Here is a 17,198-nt window from a genome sequence, read left to right as displayed (position 1 = left end):
CTCCGCTTGCTAAGTAGTTGGGCTAGGCGATATGTCGCCAGTCGAGCCCTGAATCTTGATCGGCCAGTTGCAGCCAGTCCGGGTCGCACCCAAGGGTGTCGACAAAACATTGCCGGGCCAGATGCGGCAGGTTGTTCTTGCTGCTGAGATGCGCCAGCACCAGGTGCTGAAGGTCCTGCCATCCCAGCTCGCTCACCAGGCTGGCGGCCTGATGGTTGTTCAAATGACCGGTTTCACAGCCAACGCGCTGCTTGAGAAAGACCGGATACTGGCCTCGAGCAAGCATGTCGCGACAGTGATTGGCCTCGATCATCAAGGCATCCAGGCCTTGATAACGCTGCAATACGTTGGCGCAGTAAGACCCAAGGTCGGTCAGCAGGCCGAAGCGGCGCTTGCCGTCATTGAAGACGAACTGCGTCGGTTCGAGTGCGTCATGAGCGACCGACACCACATCGATATCCAGCGCGCCGATCTGCAAGCGCTCCCCGCCTGCCAGCAACCCGGCAACTTCAACCGGTTTGCGCATCCCGCGCAGCGTACCGCTGCTGAGGTAGACCGGTACATTGTAGCGCCGCGACAGCAACCCCACGCCATGCACATGGTCAGCGTGTTCGTGAGTGACCAGAATAGCGCTGAGCTGGCTTGCCGAGACGCCCAGACGTGCCAGGCGTCGCTCGGTTTCCCGCAGGGAGAAACCGCAATCGACCAGTACGTACGTTTCGTTGCTTGCGACCAGCGTGCCGTTGCCACGACTGCCGCTGCCGAGAACCGCGAAACGCACTTAACCCAGGTTGTCTTGAATAACGCTCAACACCCGACGCGCGATATCCGCAGGCGCTACAGTGTTGATGTTCTTCTCGACGGTCACTTGAACGTTGTCACCGACCTTGCTCAGGCGGACCTGATAGCGCTCGGCACGGGCATCAATCTCTTCCTTGCTCGACTTGCTGCCGAACATGCGGCCGAAGAAACCAGGCTCGTTTTCAGGCGTTTTGGCCTTCTCGGCCAGGTTGATGTAGTACAGACCCAGGCTGCGGTTGATGTCCTCGACGCGCCAGTCACCCTGATCCAGCGCACGGCCGACACTCGACCATGCACGGTCCAGATCGGCACCGAGGTTCAATACCGGGTTGCCACTGCCATCTTCAATGAGGGCTACACGGCTCGGGGTGTCATAGTCACGCGCAGCCAGCAGGGAAATCGAACCACCCTTTTCAGCGTTGCGGCCCATGCTGGCCAGCAGATCGTCGGTCAGCGCGGCATCAAGCCCCAGGTTGGTGGTGCGGGCAGGGAAAGCCACATCGGCCGTGCTGCCGGCAGGACGCTCGACGCTGACCACATAGACTTCGCTGGTATTGCGCTGCACGCCCGGCTCGATACGAACCCGCACGCGGGTTTCGGAGTCGGCCGACACGCCAGCGGCGCTCAGACGCTTGGCAACCGAAGCGGACAGCTCATCAAGGCGCTGCCACGAGGAGCTGAATTCGCCAGTCTGCGGACGCTCTTCAGCAATACGGAAACCGTTGTCTTCAAAATATTGATGCGCCACCGGCCAGACTTCGGCTGGCTGACGCTGAGCCAGAATCCAGCGCGCATCGCCACTTTTCTGCAGGCTGAAATCGCTGGACTCGGACGTCGTGCCCAACGGCAGAGGACGAGGAACGGTGTATTCGCCTTCTTTCTGGGTGCTGTCGGCCACATTGCGCGGGATAGGCAGCAGCGGGTCCAGACGCTTGACGCCGGAAACATCGGCAGGCACCTGCATGGGTGGGGTCTGGGTCGCCTGGAGGTAATCGCTGCCGCGATCACGGAAGTAACCATCTTCGCCCCAGAGCCAACCGCAACCGCTGGTGCTGGAGATGATAAGAGCAAGTGCGGAAAGTCCGGCCAATCGCTTCATTGCGTGATACTTCCTCAATTAAACCAGGACGCCGGACTGGCGCAGGGCCTGACGCAGCGGTTCGTGACAGGCTTCGCTGAGCCAGGTAAGCGGCAGACGGATACCGTCTGGCATCAAACCCATTTCATGCAATGCCCACTTCACGGGGATAGGGTTGGATTCGATGAACAGGGTGTTGTTGAGCGGCATGAGTTTTTCGTGCATCGCCCGTGCAGCCTCGGCATCGCCACGCATGGCCGCTGCGCACAGATCGCTCATGGCGCGCGGTGCAACGTTGGCGGTGACGGAAATATTGCCCTTGCCGCCCAGCAGCATCAATTCGACCGCTGTGGCGTCGTCACCGGAGTACACCAGAAAATCGCTGCTGACGCTGGCCAGGATGTCCTTGGCGCGTTGCAGGTTGCCGGTGGCTTCCTTGATGCCGATGATGTTTTTCACCTTCGACAGGCGCGCAACGGTCTCCGGAAGCATGTCGCAGGCCGTACGTCCCGGCACGTTATAAAGGATTTGCGGGATGTCGACTGCATTGGCGATGTGGCTGAAGTGCTGGAACAGCCCTTCCTGGGTCGGCTTGTTGTAGTAAGGCGTCACCAGCAGGCACGCATCGGCACCAGCGTTTTTGGCATTGGTGGTCAGTTCGACGGCTTCACGCGTCGAATTGGCACCCGTACCGGCGATGACCGGGATACGACCTGCAACCTGGGTGACCACCCGGCGAATGACTTCGATGTGTTCGTTCACATCCAGCGTCGCCGATTCACCGGTGGTGCCTACGGCAACAATGGCGTTGGTGCCCTCTTGCAAGTGGAAGTCAACCAGTTTGCTCAGGCTGTCCCAGTCCAGACGACCTTGTGCATCCATTGGTGTGACCAGTGCCACCATACTGCCCGCAATCATGCAACCGCTCCTGCCGGAAAAAGAGAGCCGTAATGGTACTGGCGCTATCAGCCTTGTACAAGCGAAGTACCGCGCTCTGAGCATTCCCCTGAGCGATGGTTTTCGCTACCCTTCGTCCTTTGATCGGTACTGGTCACCTGCGCACCTCGCTCAATCGGTCGAATTTGTCGCCAGAAGCCCTGCCCCAGTGCACTCCAGCCCAGTCATGGCAAGCCCATGCAAGCAAGGCGCTCCGGGACCCGACAAGGTATCTTGCGCCACCGATTGTCGAAACAGCCCCGCAAGGCCGAAAAAGTACCGACCGCTCATCGTCTAGGAATGCTGCATGTCGTCCACCCCCACAGTTCGCGAACAATTCCTTGTCATCAGTGCCCTTGGCGCCAACCCCATGGAGCTGACCAACGTCCTGTGCCGCGCCAGCCATGAAAACCGCTGCTCGGTCGTCACCTCGCGCCTCACCCGCCACGGCGAGTGCAGTGCGCTGATTCTTCAGGTGTCGGGCAGCTGGGACGCTCTGGCGCGCCTTGAAACCGGCCTGTCGAGCCTTTCCAAGAAGCATGCATTCACGACCAGCGTCGTGCGCAGCGCTACGCTGGAGAACCGTCCGGAAGCTCTGCCGTACGTGGCTTACGTCAGCTCGGCGTACCGCCCGGACATCATCAATGAGCTGTGTCAGTTCTTCATTGACCATAACGTCGAGCTGGAGAACCTGATCTGTGACACGTATCAGGCTCCGCAAACCGGTGGCACCATGCTCAATGCCACCTTCACGGTGACACTGCCGGCAGGTACTCAGATCAGCTGGCTGCGCGATCAATTTCTCGATTTCGCCGATGCACTGAATCTGGACGCACTGATTGAACCCTGGCGCCCGCAAGCCCCAATGTAAGGAGTTCCCATGACCGTCACAGTAGATCAACCGGTTCCCGATTTTCAGGCACCCGCTACCAGCGGACAGACTGTCGAGCTGTCTGCGCTCAAGGGTCAGCAGGTGGTCATTTATTTTTATCCGAAAGACAACACGCCCGGCTGCACCACGCAGGGCCAGGACTTTCGAGACCATATTGCGCAGTTTCAGGCGGCCAACACGGTTGTGCTGGGCGTTTCCCGGGACAGCCTGAAGACCCATGAAAACTTCAAGGCCAAGCAGTCTTTCCCGTTCGAACTGATTTCGGACAAGGAAGAGGCGCTTTGCCAATTGTTCGACGTCATCAAGCTCAAAAAGCTATACGGCAAGGAATACCTTGGCGTTGACCGCAGCACGTTTCTGATCGACAAGGAAGGCGTACTGCGTCAGGAATGGCGCGGCGTGAAGGTGCCTGGCCATGTGGCTGAAGTGTTGGCGCAGGCCGAAGCGCTGAACAAGGGCTGATGCGCAGGTGACCGCTGCGGCAGGCTGGCTGTCGCAGCGGTCCGGCCTCGCCCGTTAAAGCAAAGGCGCTACCGTTGGCTCGTTGCGTGGCCAGGCGTCAAGTACAGCCTTGAACAGCGTTGCCAGCGGAATCGCAAAGAAGATCCCCCAGAACCCCCACAGACCGCCAAACAGCAGAACGGCGCAAATGATTGCCACCGGGTGCAGATTGACGGCTTCTGAAAACAGCAGCGGTACCAGAACGTTGCCATCCAGCGCCTGAATGATCCCGTGGGCGATCATCAGGTAGATGAACTGATCACCCCAGCCCCACTGAAACAGGCCGATCAACGCCACTGGCACCGTCACCACCACCGCGCCGACATAAGGCACGACCACCGATATGCCCACCAGCATTGCCAGCAGCGCGGCGTAGTTGAGCCCGAGCGCAGCGAATGCGATATAGGTCACGCCACCGCAGATAAAAATCTCGATGACCTTGCCGCGAATATAATTGGCAATCTGGCGCTTCATCTCATTCGCCACCCGGTTGATCAACGCACGCTCACGAGGCAGATAGCCGCGCGCCCAACGGCCGATCATGTGCCGGTCCTTGAGGAAGAAGAACACCAGAATCGGCACCAGCACCAGATAGATCATCAGATTGACCAGCAACGGCAGGCTGGAGATCGAGAACGTCAGCGCCAACTGGCCGATCTTGCCCACTTCACCACGGGCGACTTCGATCGCCAGCAACACTTGCTCGTCGGAGACCAGGTGTGGATAGCGCTCGGGCAGCAACAGCAGTACCGATTGCCATTTGGCGAGCATGCCCGGTGCCTCGTTGAACAGCGTAATCAACTGATGCCAGAGCAGCGGCACCAGAACCAGCAGAAATAACAGCAACACGCCGATGAACAACGTGAACACCAGACCGACTGCGGCCATTTCCGGCATGCGCATACGCTCAAGAACACTGACCAGCCCGTGCATCAGAAACGCCAGAACCAGCCCGGCGATGACCGGAGCCAGCATGCCGCCCAGCGTCAGGACGAGGGTGAACGCCAGAAACAACAAAACCGCCAGTACCACCGCCTCCTCGTCAGAGAAATAGCGTTGCACCCAATTGCGAAGCACATTGAACATCAAACATCCTTTTCGGAAAAAAACGGCGGCAGTGGTTCAAGCCTTGCGTAGCCAGTAACGATAAATGCCGGCATCGACCTCTTCATGCAGCAACTCATGCCCGGCAAGTCTGGCAAAAGTTCGAAAATCCCGCTGCGATCCGGCGTCGGTGGCGATTACTTTCAGTACCGCACCACTGGCCAAGCGGTTGAGCTCCATCTTGGCTTTCAGCAACGGCAGCGGACAGTTGAGACCGCTGGCATCCAGTTCGGCGTCACAGGCCTCGGGGCGCGTTACAGCGTCAGACATTGTTTCTCTCCAGGCGGACACATCGAATTACAAAGCAGGTCCGAAAAGGCATGGCGGACAAGGCGGCAAGGATACCTCACTCTGGTCAGCACGCCATTCGGCCAGCTACAGTACAGGTTCTTCTGACCAGAGCTTCGTGCATGAATTTTTTGCGTCCTACACTGCTCACCCTGGCTTGCCTGTTCGCGACACACGGCATGGCTGATGATTTGCCCTCGCTGGGTGATGCCAGCTCCTCGATTGTCTCCCCCGAACAGGAACACCGCCTGGGTCGCGCATGGCTGGGATTGCTGCGCGGCCAGGTGGCGCAACTGTCAGACCCGCAACTCAAGGACTACGTCGAGACCTCGGTATATCGCCTGGCCGAGACCAGCCAGGTTCAGGACCGACGCCTCGAATTTATCTTGATCAACAGCCCGCAGCTCAACGCCTTTGCCGCGCCCGGCGGGATTATCGGCGTCAACGGCGGGCTGTTCCTCAATGCCCAGACCGAGGGCGAATACGCATCGGTGCTGGCCCACGAGCTCGCTCACTTGTCGCAGCGCCATTTCGCCAGAGGTATGGAGGCGCAGCAACGCATGCAGGTGCCGGTGATGGCGGCGATGCTGGCGGGCATTGTCATGGCAGCCGCAGGCGCGGGTGATGCCGGTATCGCAACCATCGCGGGCTCACAGGCTGCCGCGATCCAAGAGCAACGCCGCTTTTCGCGTCAGAACGAGCAGGAGGCCGACCGCATCGGCATTCTCAATCTGGAGAAGGCAGGTTATGACCCGCGCAACATGCCGACCATGTTCGAGCGCCTGATGCGTCAGTACCGGTTCGATGCCAGGCCACCCGAGTTTCTGCTGACTCACCCGGTCAGCGAATCGCGTATCGCCGACACACGCAACCGTGCCGAGCAAGCCAAGCCCGGTGGCAAGGAAGACAGCTTGCTGTATCAACTGATGCGCGCTCGCGTTGCGCTGATCTACGAAGAAACACCTGGCATCGCCGCCAAGCGTTTTCGTGCGCAACTGGTCGAGAACCCGAACTCGGATCCGGCCCGCTATGGCCTGGCCATCGCACAGATCAAGGGCGGACAGTTGAACGAGGCCAGGGAAACCCTCAAGCCACTACTCGAAAAAGCGCCGAACGACATCACCTACAACCTCACGCAGATCGACCTGGACATCACCAACAATCGACTGGCGGATGCCCAGCAGCGTGTCGATCGCATGCTGACGCTGTACCCCGGCAACTATCCGCTCAATGACGTGCGTATCGACGTGCTGCTCAAGCAAAACCGCACGGCCGAGGCTGAAAAAAGCCTTGAAGCGCTACTCAAGACCCGCCCGGATGATCCGGACATCTGGTATGTCGTGGCAGAAACCCGTGGCTTGAATGGCAACACCATCGGCTTGCATCAGGCGCGTGCGGAATATTTCGCTCTGGTCGGCGATTTCCGTCAGGCGATTCAGCAACTGGACTTCGCCAAACGGCGTGCTGCCAATAACTTCCAGCTGGCGTCACGCATTGATGCACGGCAAAAGGACCTGATCGAGCAAGAGCGAATGGTCAAGGACATGATGAACTGATCATCGGAATCGAAAAGCCCGGCGCTTGCGCCGGGCTTTTGATCACATCTGTCAGGCATTGCCTGCCTGACGCAGGCGCGCTGCCTGAGTGAAGTCCAGCATGCGCTGCAACGGGCGCACGGCGTTGGGGATCAGCGCCGGATCAACGAATATCTCGTTACTACCCTCGCGCAGGCACTGCAAGGTGCGCTCAAGCGTGTTCATTGCCATCCACGGACAATGTGCACAGCTTCGGCACGCAGCGCCGTTACCGGCCGTGGGTGCCTCAATGAAGACCTTGTCCGGGCACAACTGCTGCATCTTGTAAAAAATGCCCCGATCAGTGGCCACGATAAATGTCTTGTTGGGCAGGCGCTGCGCCGCCGCAATCATCTGACTGGTGGAGCCGACCACATCCGCCAGTTCTATTACCGATTCCGGCGACTCGGGGTGAACCAGTATCGCTGCCTCGGGATACAAGGCTTTCATGTCCTCAAGCTGCTTGGATTTGAACTCTTCATGGACGATGCAAGCACCGTCCCATAACAGCATGTCGGCACCGGTTTCGCGCTGGATATAGCGCCCGAGGTGCTTGTCTGGTGCCCAGATGATTTTCTCTCCGTTATCCATCAGGCTTTCGACGATTTCCAGCGCACAGCCAGAAGTCACTACCCAGTCAGCACGGGCTTTGACCGCTGCCGAAGTGTTGGCATACACCACGACAGTACGCTCCGGGTGTTGATCGCAGAACGCGGAAAACTCATCGACCGGGCACCCTATGTCCAGCGAACAGGTGGCTTCCAGCGTCGGCATGAATACGCGTTTTTCCGGGTTGAGAATCTTCGCGGTTTCGCCCATGAAACGTACACCCGCTACCAGCACAGTGCTGGCCGCGTGGTTATTGCTGAAACGCGCCATTTCCAGAGAGTCGGCCACACAACCGCCGGTTTCCTCGGCCAGGGCCTGAATGACAGGGTCGCAATAATAGTGAGCGACCAGCACGGCGTCCTGCTTTTTAAGCTCGGCAGCAATCTCGGCACGGTAGCGCGCCTGTTCTTCAGGGTTCAATGTCCTGGGCTGCTTCGCATCGAGATGAGCCTGCACCAGAAAGCGTTCGGAAATCTGTGTCATGTTCACGGGACCTGAAGGCGCTAGAGCGCGAAAGGCGAGTTTACACCCGAAATACAGGCAATAAAAAAGCCGGAAACCCTGATCGACGAAGGTCACTCCAGCGTTGCGCATACATCGCCCGACAAAGGCCGCGCTGTGTGCAGTCAAGCAGGTGACCGATGTTCAGCAACTATCGGCCCGGCACCTGAAGGCGCGCCGATTCTAACGGCAAAAACCTGATTTGCCAGAAGTTTCTGGCCTCACCTGCGGCAATGAGAACGGTTCTTCAAGCCCATCGGACAAGCACTTATTCCGTAACATGAAAAAGATATAATCTGTAATTATTTTCTAATTGACACATTCTTAAATTATCTTGTCTGACTCAATTTGAACATCCAATTTGACAGGTCTCACAAATGCCAGCCCCCCTGCACTTCGCCCGAAAAACTTTTCGGCAGACCATCTGGATAGCCACTTGCGCGACTATTTCGATCACCTCCGTCATGCCCGCACAGGCGGCCAGCGACGCCGCCGTGGTAACGCCCTGGGGCACCATCAACGAGCCACCCAGCCCGCCAGTCTGCAAGCAGATTCAAGCAACACTCTCCCCCAAAGACGGCTCGCTGGACAGCGTCGACGGTGCAGCGCTCGACTCCAGGCCTGATCAGGACAAAATCCAGAGCGCAATCAATGGATGCGCAGTCGGACAAGCGGTACAACTGATCAAGGGTGCGGGCGGTGCCTCGGCATTCCTCAGCGGCCCTCTGCAATTGAAATCCGGCGTAACACTCTGGATTGACGAGGGCGTTACGCTCTTCGCCTCACGCAACCCCAAGGACTACGACAACGGCAAAGGCACGTGTGGCGTGACTACGGTTGCCAATCAGGATGCCTGCAGCTCACTGATCTCCGCCAAAAACACCCACTCCAGCGGTGTTATCGGTAAAGGCGTCATAGATGGTCGCGGCGGAAGCGTGCTTACCGCCGGGGCAAACGCCAATCTGCGCAGTTGGTGGGACCTTGTTTACCAAAAGACTCTGTCCAACGTTTATCAGCAAAAGCCACGCCTCATACAAGTCAGCGGCGGAACGGACTTCGTCATCCAAGGGCTGACGCTGCAAAACGCGCCAGACTTCAACATCGTGACTGATGGCGTGACGGGGGTGACTGTGTGGGGGATCAGGATTCTGACCCCCAGTCGGGTCTACAGCGTAGAGGGCTACCATTGCCCGGCCGGTTCGACTCCCGACCAGAAGACCCCGGGCACCTGCTTTACTCCGGAAACCGTAAAGAACACGGACGGCTTCGACCCAGGCCAATCGAACAAGGTACTCCTGGCCTACTCCTATATCAGCACCGGCGATGACAACGTTGGCATAAAGTCCAGCAGAACCACTGGCAGTCGAGACCTGATGTTCGCACACAATCATTTCTACTACGGGCACGGCCTTTCCATCGGCAGTGAGACCAGTGGAGGCGTGCACAATGTCAACGTTGTGGATTTGGCAGCGGATGGCGCAGACAGCCAGGACGGCATTGGACTGAGAATCAAGTCGAACGCCAAAAGCGGCGGAACGGTAGAAGGTATTCGTTACGAAAACGTGTGCATGCGCAACGTCAAATTCCCGATGGTGTTCGACACCAACTATGGCAGCAGCAGTGGAACCTCGTACCCCGACTTCAGCGGCATTACCGTGAAGGGGTTTCATTATTTGGGTAGCCCACGATTCGGTGGTGGCAAGACGACCTTTGTCGGCTACAGCGACAACGGCCAGAAACGGCCGATTTCCATTACGCTGAATAACGTTGTTTTCGATGGAGCCCAGCCCAGCTTCACCGGGCTTACCGCGACCCACTTCACTTTGGGACCAGGGCCGTTGAGTTTCGCCAATAAGCTGGTGCCTTCGATAAAAGATGACGTCACGGTGTCCGGCAGTCCTGGAGACGGCACGCCGGTCGATTGCACGGCAGCGTTTGTTCCGATGAAATCCGTGGTGCCTGGAGCTCCGTTTTAACGGATATTATTTTCAGCCGAGGCTGCGGGGGGAATTGAAGTCCTCCGCAGACGGCTGCTCGTCTGGATGCGTATCTCACTCAAAAGATGACGCCTGCCCTCAGCTTCGAACGATTCATCGCTTGCTCTACAGATCACAGCCCCAACCAAACGCAGAAAGCCCAAAGCAGCAATCCACGCACCACAATCCGCAAAGCAAAAAAAATCCGGAAATCCTCATTTTCATGGGCCTTCCAGATTTTTGAAATGGTGGGTCGTGTGGGATTCGAACCTACGACCAATTGGTTCTGCCCACTTGGTACGCTCGTTACTCTGGAGTGGATGGAGTGATCGATGCTGGACGAAGTTACGCGTTCTTCGGATCACCTCCTCCCGGTCTTGTTTCAGAGATGATCAATTTGACTGAGGGATCGCTGTCCATCGGCACGGCGTCGTCTGGGAGCCTTGTCACTCCGTCATCAGGTAACGTAGGAATCGCACTGTCGGCGACAGTACCCAACGGCGCAGCCGTGGCTTACCAATGAGTCCATTGACGGATCGTCACAGATGCAAACACAAAGGTAGCAGAGGCGAATGCCCCTGCTGCTGTTACTTAGACTTGTTGAATTAGTCGAATCAGACGAATAGACCAGTACACGGTCTGCAGCGCTCTGATCAACTCTTCAGGTATGAATCGCAGCATGGCGATGTCCTCGCAGAGTGGATGGGATCAGGGTTAGGCTCCTGACATCTCCACACGACAGCGAGTAAACCCCCTAGAGGAGTTGACGCAAGGGGTTTACCCGCAATACTCTGAGATTTCCTAGGTCCCGTTGTATGTGTCATGTGTTGCATCGATGTTAATCGCAAGAAAATTGCATTGCCACCTGATATCGATGGTGATGCCACTAGCCCCCGCCTTGCGCGGGGGTTTTTCTGAACAAGCGTTTTTCGTAGAAATGGCGTTTTGAGGTAGCTGGAAGTATCCGGGACACCTCTACGAGCATTTCTGGCGATTTCCCATGCGCTGGCAGCAGTAGTCCAATCGGCCCTCACCAACTGACGAACGGTAGTACGCAGAGGGTCCCAAAACCAGCGGTTCTCAGTATTTGACCTTAAAAAGTCGGAGAATCCTCCGGCCGCTGGCCGCGCCGGTCATATAGCCTCGTGGTACTGATATTGGCGTGCCCCAGCCACATCTGCACCTTGGCGATATCCGCATCATGCTCCAGCGCGTTGGTAGCCGCCGTGGCTTGCAAACCATGCACACCTAACCGCTCTACTTTAATGCCCGCCACCCGTGCCCACTGGCCAACAATGGTGTAAAGGCCGTTCGCCGTGATACCAGCACCTGTGGTGGTCCCACGCATCGAGCGAAACAGCGCACCTGGCGCAGCGTCTCGTTCAACATCCCGCTCTAGATACGCTCGGCGGCCACTGGATGGAGCGGCAGAAAGCGGATCTTGCTGCCTTTGCCATGCACCCGCAGGTGTTTGATGCCACCTCGCTCCTGCAGGTCGCCGGTCTTTAGTTGCGCCGCTTCCTCCCGACGCAGGCCGTGGTACAGCAGCACGGCCAGAATTGCCCGGTCGCGCAGACCCTTGAGCGTTTCAGTGTCCGGAGCATCGAGCAGCTGCTTGGCCTGGTGATCACCAAGGGCCGGTGTCTTGCCTTCATTGCTCTCGACGCGAGGCCGTTTGACGCCATGCACGGGATTGCCGCCGGCGACCGCGTTGTTCTCCAGGAGATGATCGAACAAGCTGGCCAGCGCCGCCAGTTTGCGCCGGATCGTGGCACCGGCCAGGCCTCGCAGTTCCAACTGTGCGCGCCAGGCTAAAACGTGAGATCGGGTAACAGCGCGAAATTCCTCGGCGCCAGCCAGACCGACAAAGCTGCAGAAGTCCTGCAGGTCATTCTGGTACGCACGACGCGTGCGTGGGTTGTCGATATTGGCGAACCACTCCACTGCCGCAGGCATCGCAGCCAGGTGCTGAAACTCCGCAGCCGTCAGCCGACGCTCAGGTTGGATAACAAGCTGGGACATCTAAGCTACCTTCCAGTTTTTTGTGTGGATCACCCGGCAACGATGGACTACTTCCTCGACGCGAGGATGGCGCGGTGAGCTGGTGTAGATCTCTGTACCGTAGAAGGGAAGAGTGAATCGTCCCTGGTTTCCTAGACACCTCCAAGCCTCATAATGAGGCCCAAATAGGAGGTGCCATGAGTCGTCAGCGTTACCCCGAAGAATTCAAGATCGAAGCGGTCAAGCAAGTGACCGAAAAAGGCAAACCTGTCGCCGATGTCGCCCAGCGCCTGGGCATGTCCGTGCACAGCCTTTACGCCTGGATCAAGGTCTACAGCAAGCCCCAAGAGCAGCGTCAGCAAGACGACGATCAGCAGGCAGAACTGCGCAATCCACACGCTGAACTTAAGCGCGTGACTGAAGAGCGAGACATCTTAAAAAAGGCCGCCGCGTACTTTGCCAAGGAGTGTGGCTGAAGTACGCCTTCATCAAGAAGCACTCGACTGCTTACCCGGTGAGGCGCCTTTGCCAAACCCTCAAGGTGCACGCCAGCGGCTACTACGCTTGGCTGGCCGAGCCTCAATCTGCCCGAGCGAAAGAAGATCAACGTCTGCTTGGCTTGATCAAACACGCTTGGCTGGAAAGCGGAGGTGTATACGGCTATCGCAAAATTCACGATGACCTACGTGAGCTGGGAGAGGCATGCGGGCGAAATCGGGTCGGGCGCTTGATGCAGGCGGAGGGGCTGCGTTCGCAAACGGGCTATCGGCGGCGTCCAGGGTTTTACGGTGGAAAACCAACAGTGGCCTCGCCCAACCACCTCGCGCGGCAGTTCAAGGTCAGTGAGCCGAACAAGGTCTGGGTGACCGATATCACTTACATCCGCACCTATGAAGGATGGCTCTACCTGGCAGTAGTGCTGGATCTGTTCTCACGCCAAGTAATTGGTTGGTCAATGAAGCCAAGGATGTGCAGCGACCTGGCTATCGATGCGATGTTGATGGCTGTGTGGCGACGCAAACCACAGCAGCAAGTAATGATCCACTCAGACCAAGGCAGTCAGTACAGTAGTTCAGACTGGCAAAGCTTCTTGAAGGCCAACAATGTAATCAGCAGCATGAGTCGGCGAGGAAACTGCCACGACAATGCCGTAGCCGAGAGCTTTTTCCAGCTTTTGAAGCGGGAGCGAATACGACGAAAGATCTACACAACGCGTGAAGACGCCCGAAGTGATATTTTCGATTACATCGAAATGTTCTATAACCCTAAACGCCGGCACAGCAGTGCTATGCAGCTGTCTCCAGTAGAGTATGAGAAACGTTATTTCCTGAGCTTGGAGAGTGTCTAGGAAACCAGGGGCGATTCAGTTGTCTTGGTAAAAAAACTTGACCGATTAGGTCGCGATACTGCGGACATGATTCAGCTCATCAAAGAGTTCGACGACATGGGCGTGGCCGTCCGTTTTCTGGATGATGGCATCAGTACAGAGGGGACCATGGGAAAAATGGTGGTCACCATCCTGTCTGCGGTGGCTCAGGCCGAGCGCCTGCGCATACTGGAACGTACCAACGAAGGTCGTTTGGAAGCCAAGGCCAAGGGCGTGAAATTTGGCCGTAAACCTAAGGTGAATAAGGCCGATGTCTTCACCCTGCACGATCAGGGTGTCAGTGCGATGGAGATTGCCAGGCAGCTGAAGATCGGTCGTTCGACGGTCTACAAAGCGCTGGCATCGTGAATGAATGGAGCGCTTATTCTTAACGTACTTTAAAATGCGAGTTCAGGTTTCAGACATCTCGTCTCGCCAAGCCTTGAGGAGAGGCGACCTTCACTGCAAGCTCAACCAAAGGTCGGGCTTGTCGAGTAGCTTCCTTGACGCCCTTGGTGCCGAGCGACATTGCGACTCCGACCGCTTCAATATCTACCTGTAGTGCACGCCGCAAATCAGGGGAGGTCAACTTGTCGCTCACTCTGCGGACAAATGCATCATCAAGTACCGATTTTTCTGGTCGATAGCGACCACTTTTGATGGGCGAGACTTGCTCCTGCTGATCCGCCAGGCGTTTCTGCAATCGGGTTGTGACCTGCGTCAAAGCCTTCTCGGCTGTCTCACGCGTAATTTTGCCCGCTTCGGCTGCGGTTGAAAGATTAAACGTATCCATACGCTCTACAGCATTTCGATTTTTCGCAAACCTACTGTCCTCCGCAAATATGGCTGAACCATTTGACCACGGATCCATGACAATCGTTGAGGTGCCAGACTGGGATTCGTCGGTTTCAGCCCACACATGATCTTCCTCAGTCGATGCAGCCAAGTAGATGTTTTCATCTTCAGATCGTCCGTTTTCCTGGGCCAAAGCTCCATAGGCGAAGCTCGCTATACGAGCATGTTCGCCACAGTTGCCCGCGCCGAACACCTGGCCTGACATCGCAACAAGAACATGCCAGTTCATCTGCTCATTCGCAGGCATAGGCTCATGACCGGCGGCCTCGGCATCTTTTCTCAAGCACCTCGCTGCAAGGGTGCGGGCTCCACTTTCCAGATTGGAAAGTTGCGCATCCACATCAATATTGCCTCTTCCAAAGGGCAATGCACGGCGCGCTTCAGCCACAGCCTTGTCTGCCGGGATCAGACTTTTGGTACCTTCCTGATCCACAGGGCGATGGTCCAGCCTTCGCAACAGTAAGTAGCCGGGCAAAGAAGATGGTGTATCAGGCAGCGGTTTCCCAGCAGACGCAACGGGCGGCAACCGTGTTTGTACTGATGAATATGGATAGTTCGCACGCGCCCTATCAGGGCGAGTCTCAGAGCTTTCTGGTGGCAAGCCATGAGAGCCTTGCTGGCTCTGCGGTTGAGTTATTGATGATTGCGCCGCCTTTCCAACGTTTCCATTCGAAATGCCCGGCAAAGGTGGGGTTAGGCCAGCGTTATGTATTTTCATTTTATCTCAACGAATTAAATACTTTCATCATGCTAGCTATGTCGTCATTTGGCCGGGTCAGGTTCCCACCAAGCAAGTTCCCTAATCTATGCCATAGTCGCTGAAGCAACATTAATCTGCGCGCAGAGCTTTCACTGATGTGGAAATCCAGCTTTAGCGGCAACAGCGCGGGGAAATTCTGACCATTACGACGAGTGAAATCGCTTAGCGTACTTTAAAATCCGTTTTCTGAGGCGCCCCCCTGCATCATCGCAGGTTATTTTGCCGCTGATCCTAGGTGTGGACGCACCTTCCCCCTCTCAGGGCTTCACGTACCTCATCTGCGCGATCGTCTGAGCGTTGAGGATCGGTCCCCGCACCGTCAGCCCGTTGATTGAGCCTGGGCTCCATTGCCTGGCGCCTGACACGTGGCTGGTTCACTCACTGAGCCGGTGCTTTCGCGGCCGGGTGCTTGTGCGGCGTATTGTTGACGAACATCTCAACTTCGTCCGCAACCGGTGCCAGGCCGCTCAACACTTTGGCGAACGCGCCGACCAGCGTGCCGTGATTGGTGCGCGAGAAATACACGTCACGCGCAGGCACGCCTGCTGCTCGCAGCTTCTGCGCCAGGCCGCCGGTGTTGCGCTCTGGGTTGACCACTGTGTCGTTGCGCGAGGCCATCAGCAGCGCCGGTGGTGCGCTGGCGCTCACGTACTTGACAGGCTGCGACTCCGGAGGCGAGTTCGGGTAGAAGAACACTGGTCTCACTTCCTCTTCCTCTATGGGCAAGAAGTCGTAAGGCCCGGCCAGCCCGATCCAGCCGCTGAGAATCGACGGCGACAATCCTTCACGCACCAGCCAGCGAGGATCAAGGGCCAGCATCGCCGCGTTGTAGGCGCCCGCACTGTGACCCATCACAAACAGACGTTCGGGATCGCCGCCGTAGGTTTTGATGTGTTTGTACGTCCAAGCCACCGCCTGAGCCGAGTCATTAAGAAAGTCCGGGTAACGCACTTGTGGGTACAACCGGTAGTCGGCAATGACGGCGACGATGCCACGTGCCGCCAGTGCCTGGCCGACAAACGCGTAGTCAGCCCTGGACCCTCTTCTCCAGCTTCCGCCATAGAAAAACACCACCACCGGCGCATTGGCCGGTTTCGATTTCGGCGTGTAGATGTCCAGCATGTTGCGCGGGTCCGGACCATAGCTCAGGCCGGAAACATAGTCGACGGAGCCGTTCGGGTTCAAGTTGTTCAGCACCCTCAAGGGCGAACAGCCAGCCAGTGCAGCAAGTAATATCACGACTAGCAGTGTCAGTAAAATCGTTCGGGTCATGGTTCGGGCTCTTACAGATCATACGGATAGGGCTGAGACTACCGTAACAGGCCCCGGTTGCCACAGTGTTAACGCTATCATGGACTCGACTTTTTGATCGAGAGTCTCGATACGCTGCATCGGCTGCGCTGCGATAGCGCGCAGTTGTGCAGGGTTTAATTAGTCGAAATCAGGAAGCGAAGGCATGCTGCCGATTTTGCCAATGCTGCGTTTCTTTGCCTCGCCAACGCCTGCGCTCGCTCTTGGTAAAAATGATGCTGGTCTCTACATGCGAAGCGGACGTGAAAGTCGTCAGGCGCGGAAAGGCTGTCGAGGTTTTCGAAGTAACACGTCTTGTAAGCTGGCAGATATAGGTCCAGCGCACGGTTGATCAGCTTTTTGCGAGTGCGTGCCTGGATAACCAGACGCTCCACGTCAAACTTTTCTAGATAATGCGCTATGCACAAACCTATGAGGCAAGCTCCTACGCCGCCTCCGGTTGTCTGTGCTTTCGGGCCTTGGCCTACCGCTTGGCGCAAGGTGTGGCCTCTGATGGAGGAATGCCCCTACTGCTGAGGTTTCACTGACCCAGGTTGTGGCTACGTAAACCGTTAATGGCGCCGGCTTTTTGGTCGGATGACGTGCAGCAGCGATTCGCCGGCACGTAGGTCAATTCCACATGAGCGAAGACAAACTGATGGCCTC

General features: G+C 57.2%; 15 protein-coding genes and 3 pseudogenes. 9 read left to right on the top strand and 9 right to left on the bottom strand.

Features of this window, described 5'->3' with window-relative positions:
- Window positions 1-22: 22 nt before the first annotated feature.
- The 3 genes from MME58_RS07445 to dapA are packed head-to-tail and all read right to left on the bottom strand — an operon-like array spanning window position 23 to window position 2,797.
- On the bottom strand, window positions 23-781 hold the full coding sequence (locus MME58_RS07445; RefSeq protein ID WP_054985000.1) for an MBL fold metallo-hydrolase: 759 nt from the start codon (window positions 779-781) through the stop codon (window positions 23-25).
- Window positions 782-1,900, bottom strand: coding sequence for an outer membrane protein assembly factor BamC (gene bamC / locus MME58_RS07440; protein WP_055005562.1), 1,119 nt, complete (start codon window positions 1,898-1,900; stop codon window positions 782-784).
- An 18-nt stretch (window positions 1,901-1,918) separates the two neighbouring features.
- Entirely contained in the window at window positions 1,919-2,797 is an 879-nt protein-coding gene (gene dapA, locus MME58_RS07435; protein ID WP_055005563.1) for a 4-hydroxy-tetrahydrodipicolinate synthase, read from the bottom strand.
- A 325-nt stretch (window positions 2,798-3,122) separates the two neighbouring features.
- Between dapA and MME58_RS07430 the strand changes: the two genes are divergently transcribed.
- Complete coding sequence (locus MME58_RS07430) at window positions 3,123-3,686, top strand: glycine cleavage system transcriptional repressor (protein ID WP_003317383.1); 564 nt, start codon at window positions 3,123-3,125, stop codon at window positions 3,684-3,686.
- A gap of 9 nt (window positions 3,687-3,695) precedes the next feature.
- On the top strand, window positions 3,696-4,169 hold the full coding sequence (locus MME58_RS07425; protein ID WP_054985003.1) for a peroxiredoxin: 474 nt from the start codon (window positions 3,696-3,698) through the stop codon (window positions 4,167-4,169).
- A 54-nt stretch (window positions 4,170-4,223) separates the two neighbouring features.
- Here MME58_RS07425 and MME58_RS07420 read toward each other — a convergent pair whose 3' ends face one another.
- On the bottom strand, window positions 4,224-5,294 hold the full coding sequence (locus tag MME58_RS07420) for an AI-2E family transporter (RefSeq protein WP_054985004.1): 1,071 nt from the start codon (window positions 5,292-5,294) through the stop codon (window positions 4,224-4,226).
- 36 nt (window positions 5,295-5,330) lie between these two features.
- Window positions 5,331-5,582, bottom strand: a complete 252-nt coding sequence (locus tag MME58_RS07415; protein WP_054985005.1) for a sulfurtransferase TusA family protein — start codon at window positions 5,580-5,582, stop codon at window positions 5,331-5,333.
- Window positions 5,583-5,722: 140 nt separating this feature from the next.
- Between MME58_RS07415 and MME58_RS07410 the strand changes: the two genes are divergently transcribed.
- Window positions 5,723-7,156 (top strand): M48 family metalloprotease, encoded by a 1,434-nt coding sequence (locus tag MME58_RS07410; RefSeq protein ID WP_055007067.1) that lies wholly within the window; start codon window positions 5,723-5,725, stop codon window positions 7,154-7,156.
- Window positions 7,157-7,207: 51 nt separating this feature from the next.
- On the opposite strand, the gene nadA is transcribed toward MME58_RS07410, so the two are convergent.
- On the bottom strand, window positions 7,208-8,266 hold the full coding sequence (gene nadA, locus MME58_RS07405) for a quinolinate synthase NadA (protein WP_055007068.1): 1,059 nt from the start codon (window positions 8,264-8,266) through the stop codon (window positions 7,208-7,210).
- 395 nt (window positions 8,267-8,661) lie between these two features.
- Here nadA and MME58_RS07400 point away from each other — a divergent pair, with 395 nt between their 5' ends.
- A complete protein-coding gene (locus MME58_RS07400) occupies window positions 8,662-10,260 on the top strand; it encodes a glycoside hydrolase family 28 protein (protein WP_054985008.1) in 1,599 nt (532 codons plus the stop codon).
- 274 nt (window positions 10,261-10,534) lie between these two features.
- Window positions 10,535-10,783, top strand: a pseudogene (gene pilM / locus MME58_RS07395) (type IV pilus biogenesis protein PilM); the annotation flags it as partial.
- Window positions 10,784-11,353: 570 nt separating this feature from the next.
- Here pilM and MME58_RS07390 read toward each other — a convergent pair.
- Window positions 11,354-12,216: pseudogene (locus MME58_RS07390) on the bottom strand (tyrosine-type recombinase/integrase).
- A 242-nt stretch (window positions 12,217-12,458) separates the two neighbouring features.
- On the opposite strand from MME58_RS07390, the gene MME58_RS07385 reads away from it, so the two are divergent.
- The 3 genes and pseudogenes from MME58_RS07385 to MME58_RS28005 all read left to right on the top strand — a co-directional run bounded on the left by MME58_RS07385 (window position 12,459) and on the right by MME58_RS28005 (window position 13,996).
- A protein-coding gene (locus MME58_RS07385) for an IS3 family transposase (RefSeq protein WP_241409120.1) occupies window positions 12,459-13,609 on the top strand; the annotation gives its coding sequence in 2 pieces (ribosomal slippage) (window positions 12,459-12,693 and window positions 12,693-13,609; 1,152 coding nt in all).
- Between the two features lie 21 nt (window positions 13,610-13,630).
- Window positions 13,631-13,852, top strand: a pseudogene (locus MME58_RS28010) (recombinase family protein); the annotation flags it as partial.
- A 9-nt stretch (window positions 13,853-13,861) separates the two neighbouring features.
- Window positions 13,862-13,996 carry a helix-turn-helix domain-containing protein gene (locus MME58_RS28005; RefSeq protein WP_443096886.1) on the top strand — a complete coding sequence of 45 codons (135 nt, stop codon included), beginning with the start codon at window positions 13,862-13,864 and terminating at the stop codon, window positions 13,994-13,996.
- Between the two features lie 49 nt (window positions 13,997-14,045).
- On the opposite strand, the gene MME58_RS07375 is transcribed toward MME58_RS28005, so the two are convergent.
- Window positions 14,046-14,915, bottom strand: coding sequence for a hypothetical protein (locus MME58_RS07375; RefSeq protein WP_054986935.1), 870 nt, complete (start codon window positions 14,913-14,915; stop codon window positions 14,046-14,048).
- Between the two features lie 47 nt (window positions 14,916-14,962).
- Here MME58_RS07375 and MME58_RS07370 point away from each other — a divergent pair, with 47 nt between their 5' ends.
- A complete protein-coding gene (locus tag MME58_RS07370) occupies window positions 14,963-15,304 on the top strand; it encodes a hypothetical protein (RefSeq protein WP_055005983.1) in 342 nt (113 codons plus the stop codon).
- Between the two features lie 316 nt (window positions 15,305-15,620).
- Here MME58_RS07370 and MME58_RS07365 read toward each other — a convergent pair whose 3' ends face one another.
- Window positions 15,621-16,514 (bottom strand): alpha/beta hydrolase, encoded by an 894-nt coding sequence (locus MME58_RS07365; RefSeq protein ID WP_054986937.1) that lies wholly within the window; start codon window positions 16,512-16,514, stop codon window positions 15,621-15,623.
- Between the last annotated feature and the right edge of the window lie 684 nt (window positions 16,515-17,198).

The organism is Pseudomonas syringae pv. tagetis (assembly GCF_022557255.1).
GTDB lineage: Bacteria > Pseudomonadota > Gammaproteobacteria > Pseudomonadales > Pseudomonadaceae > Aquipseudomonas > Aquipseudomonas caricapapayae.
Note: the sequence above shows the minus strand (reverse complement) of the source record. Positions and strands in the feature narration are given on the sequence as shown.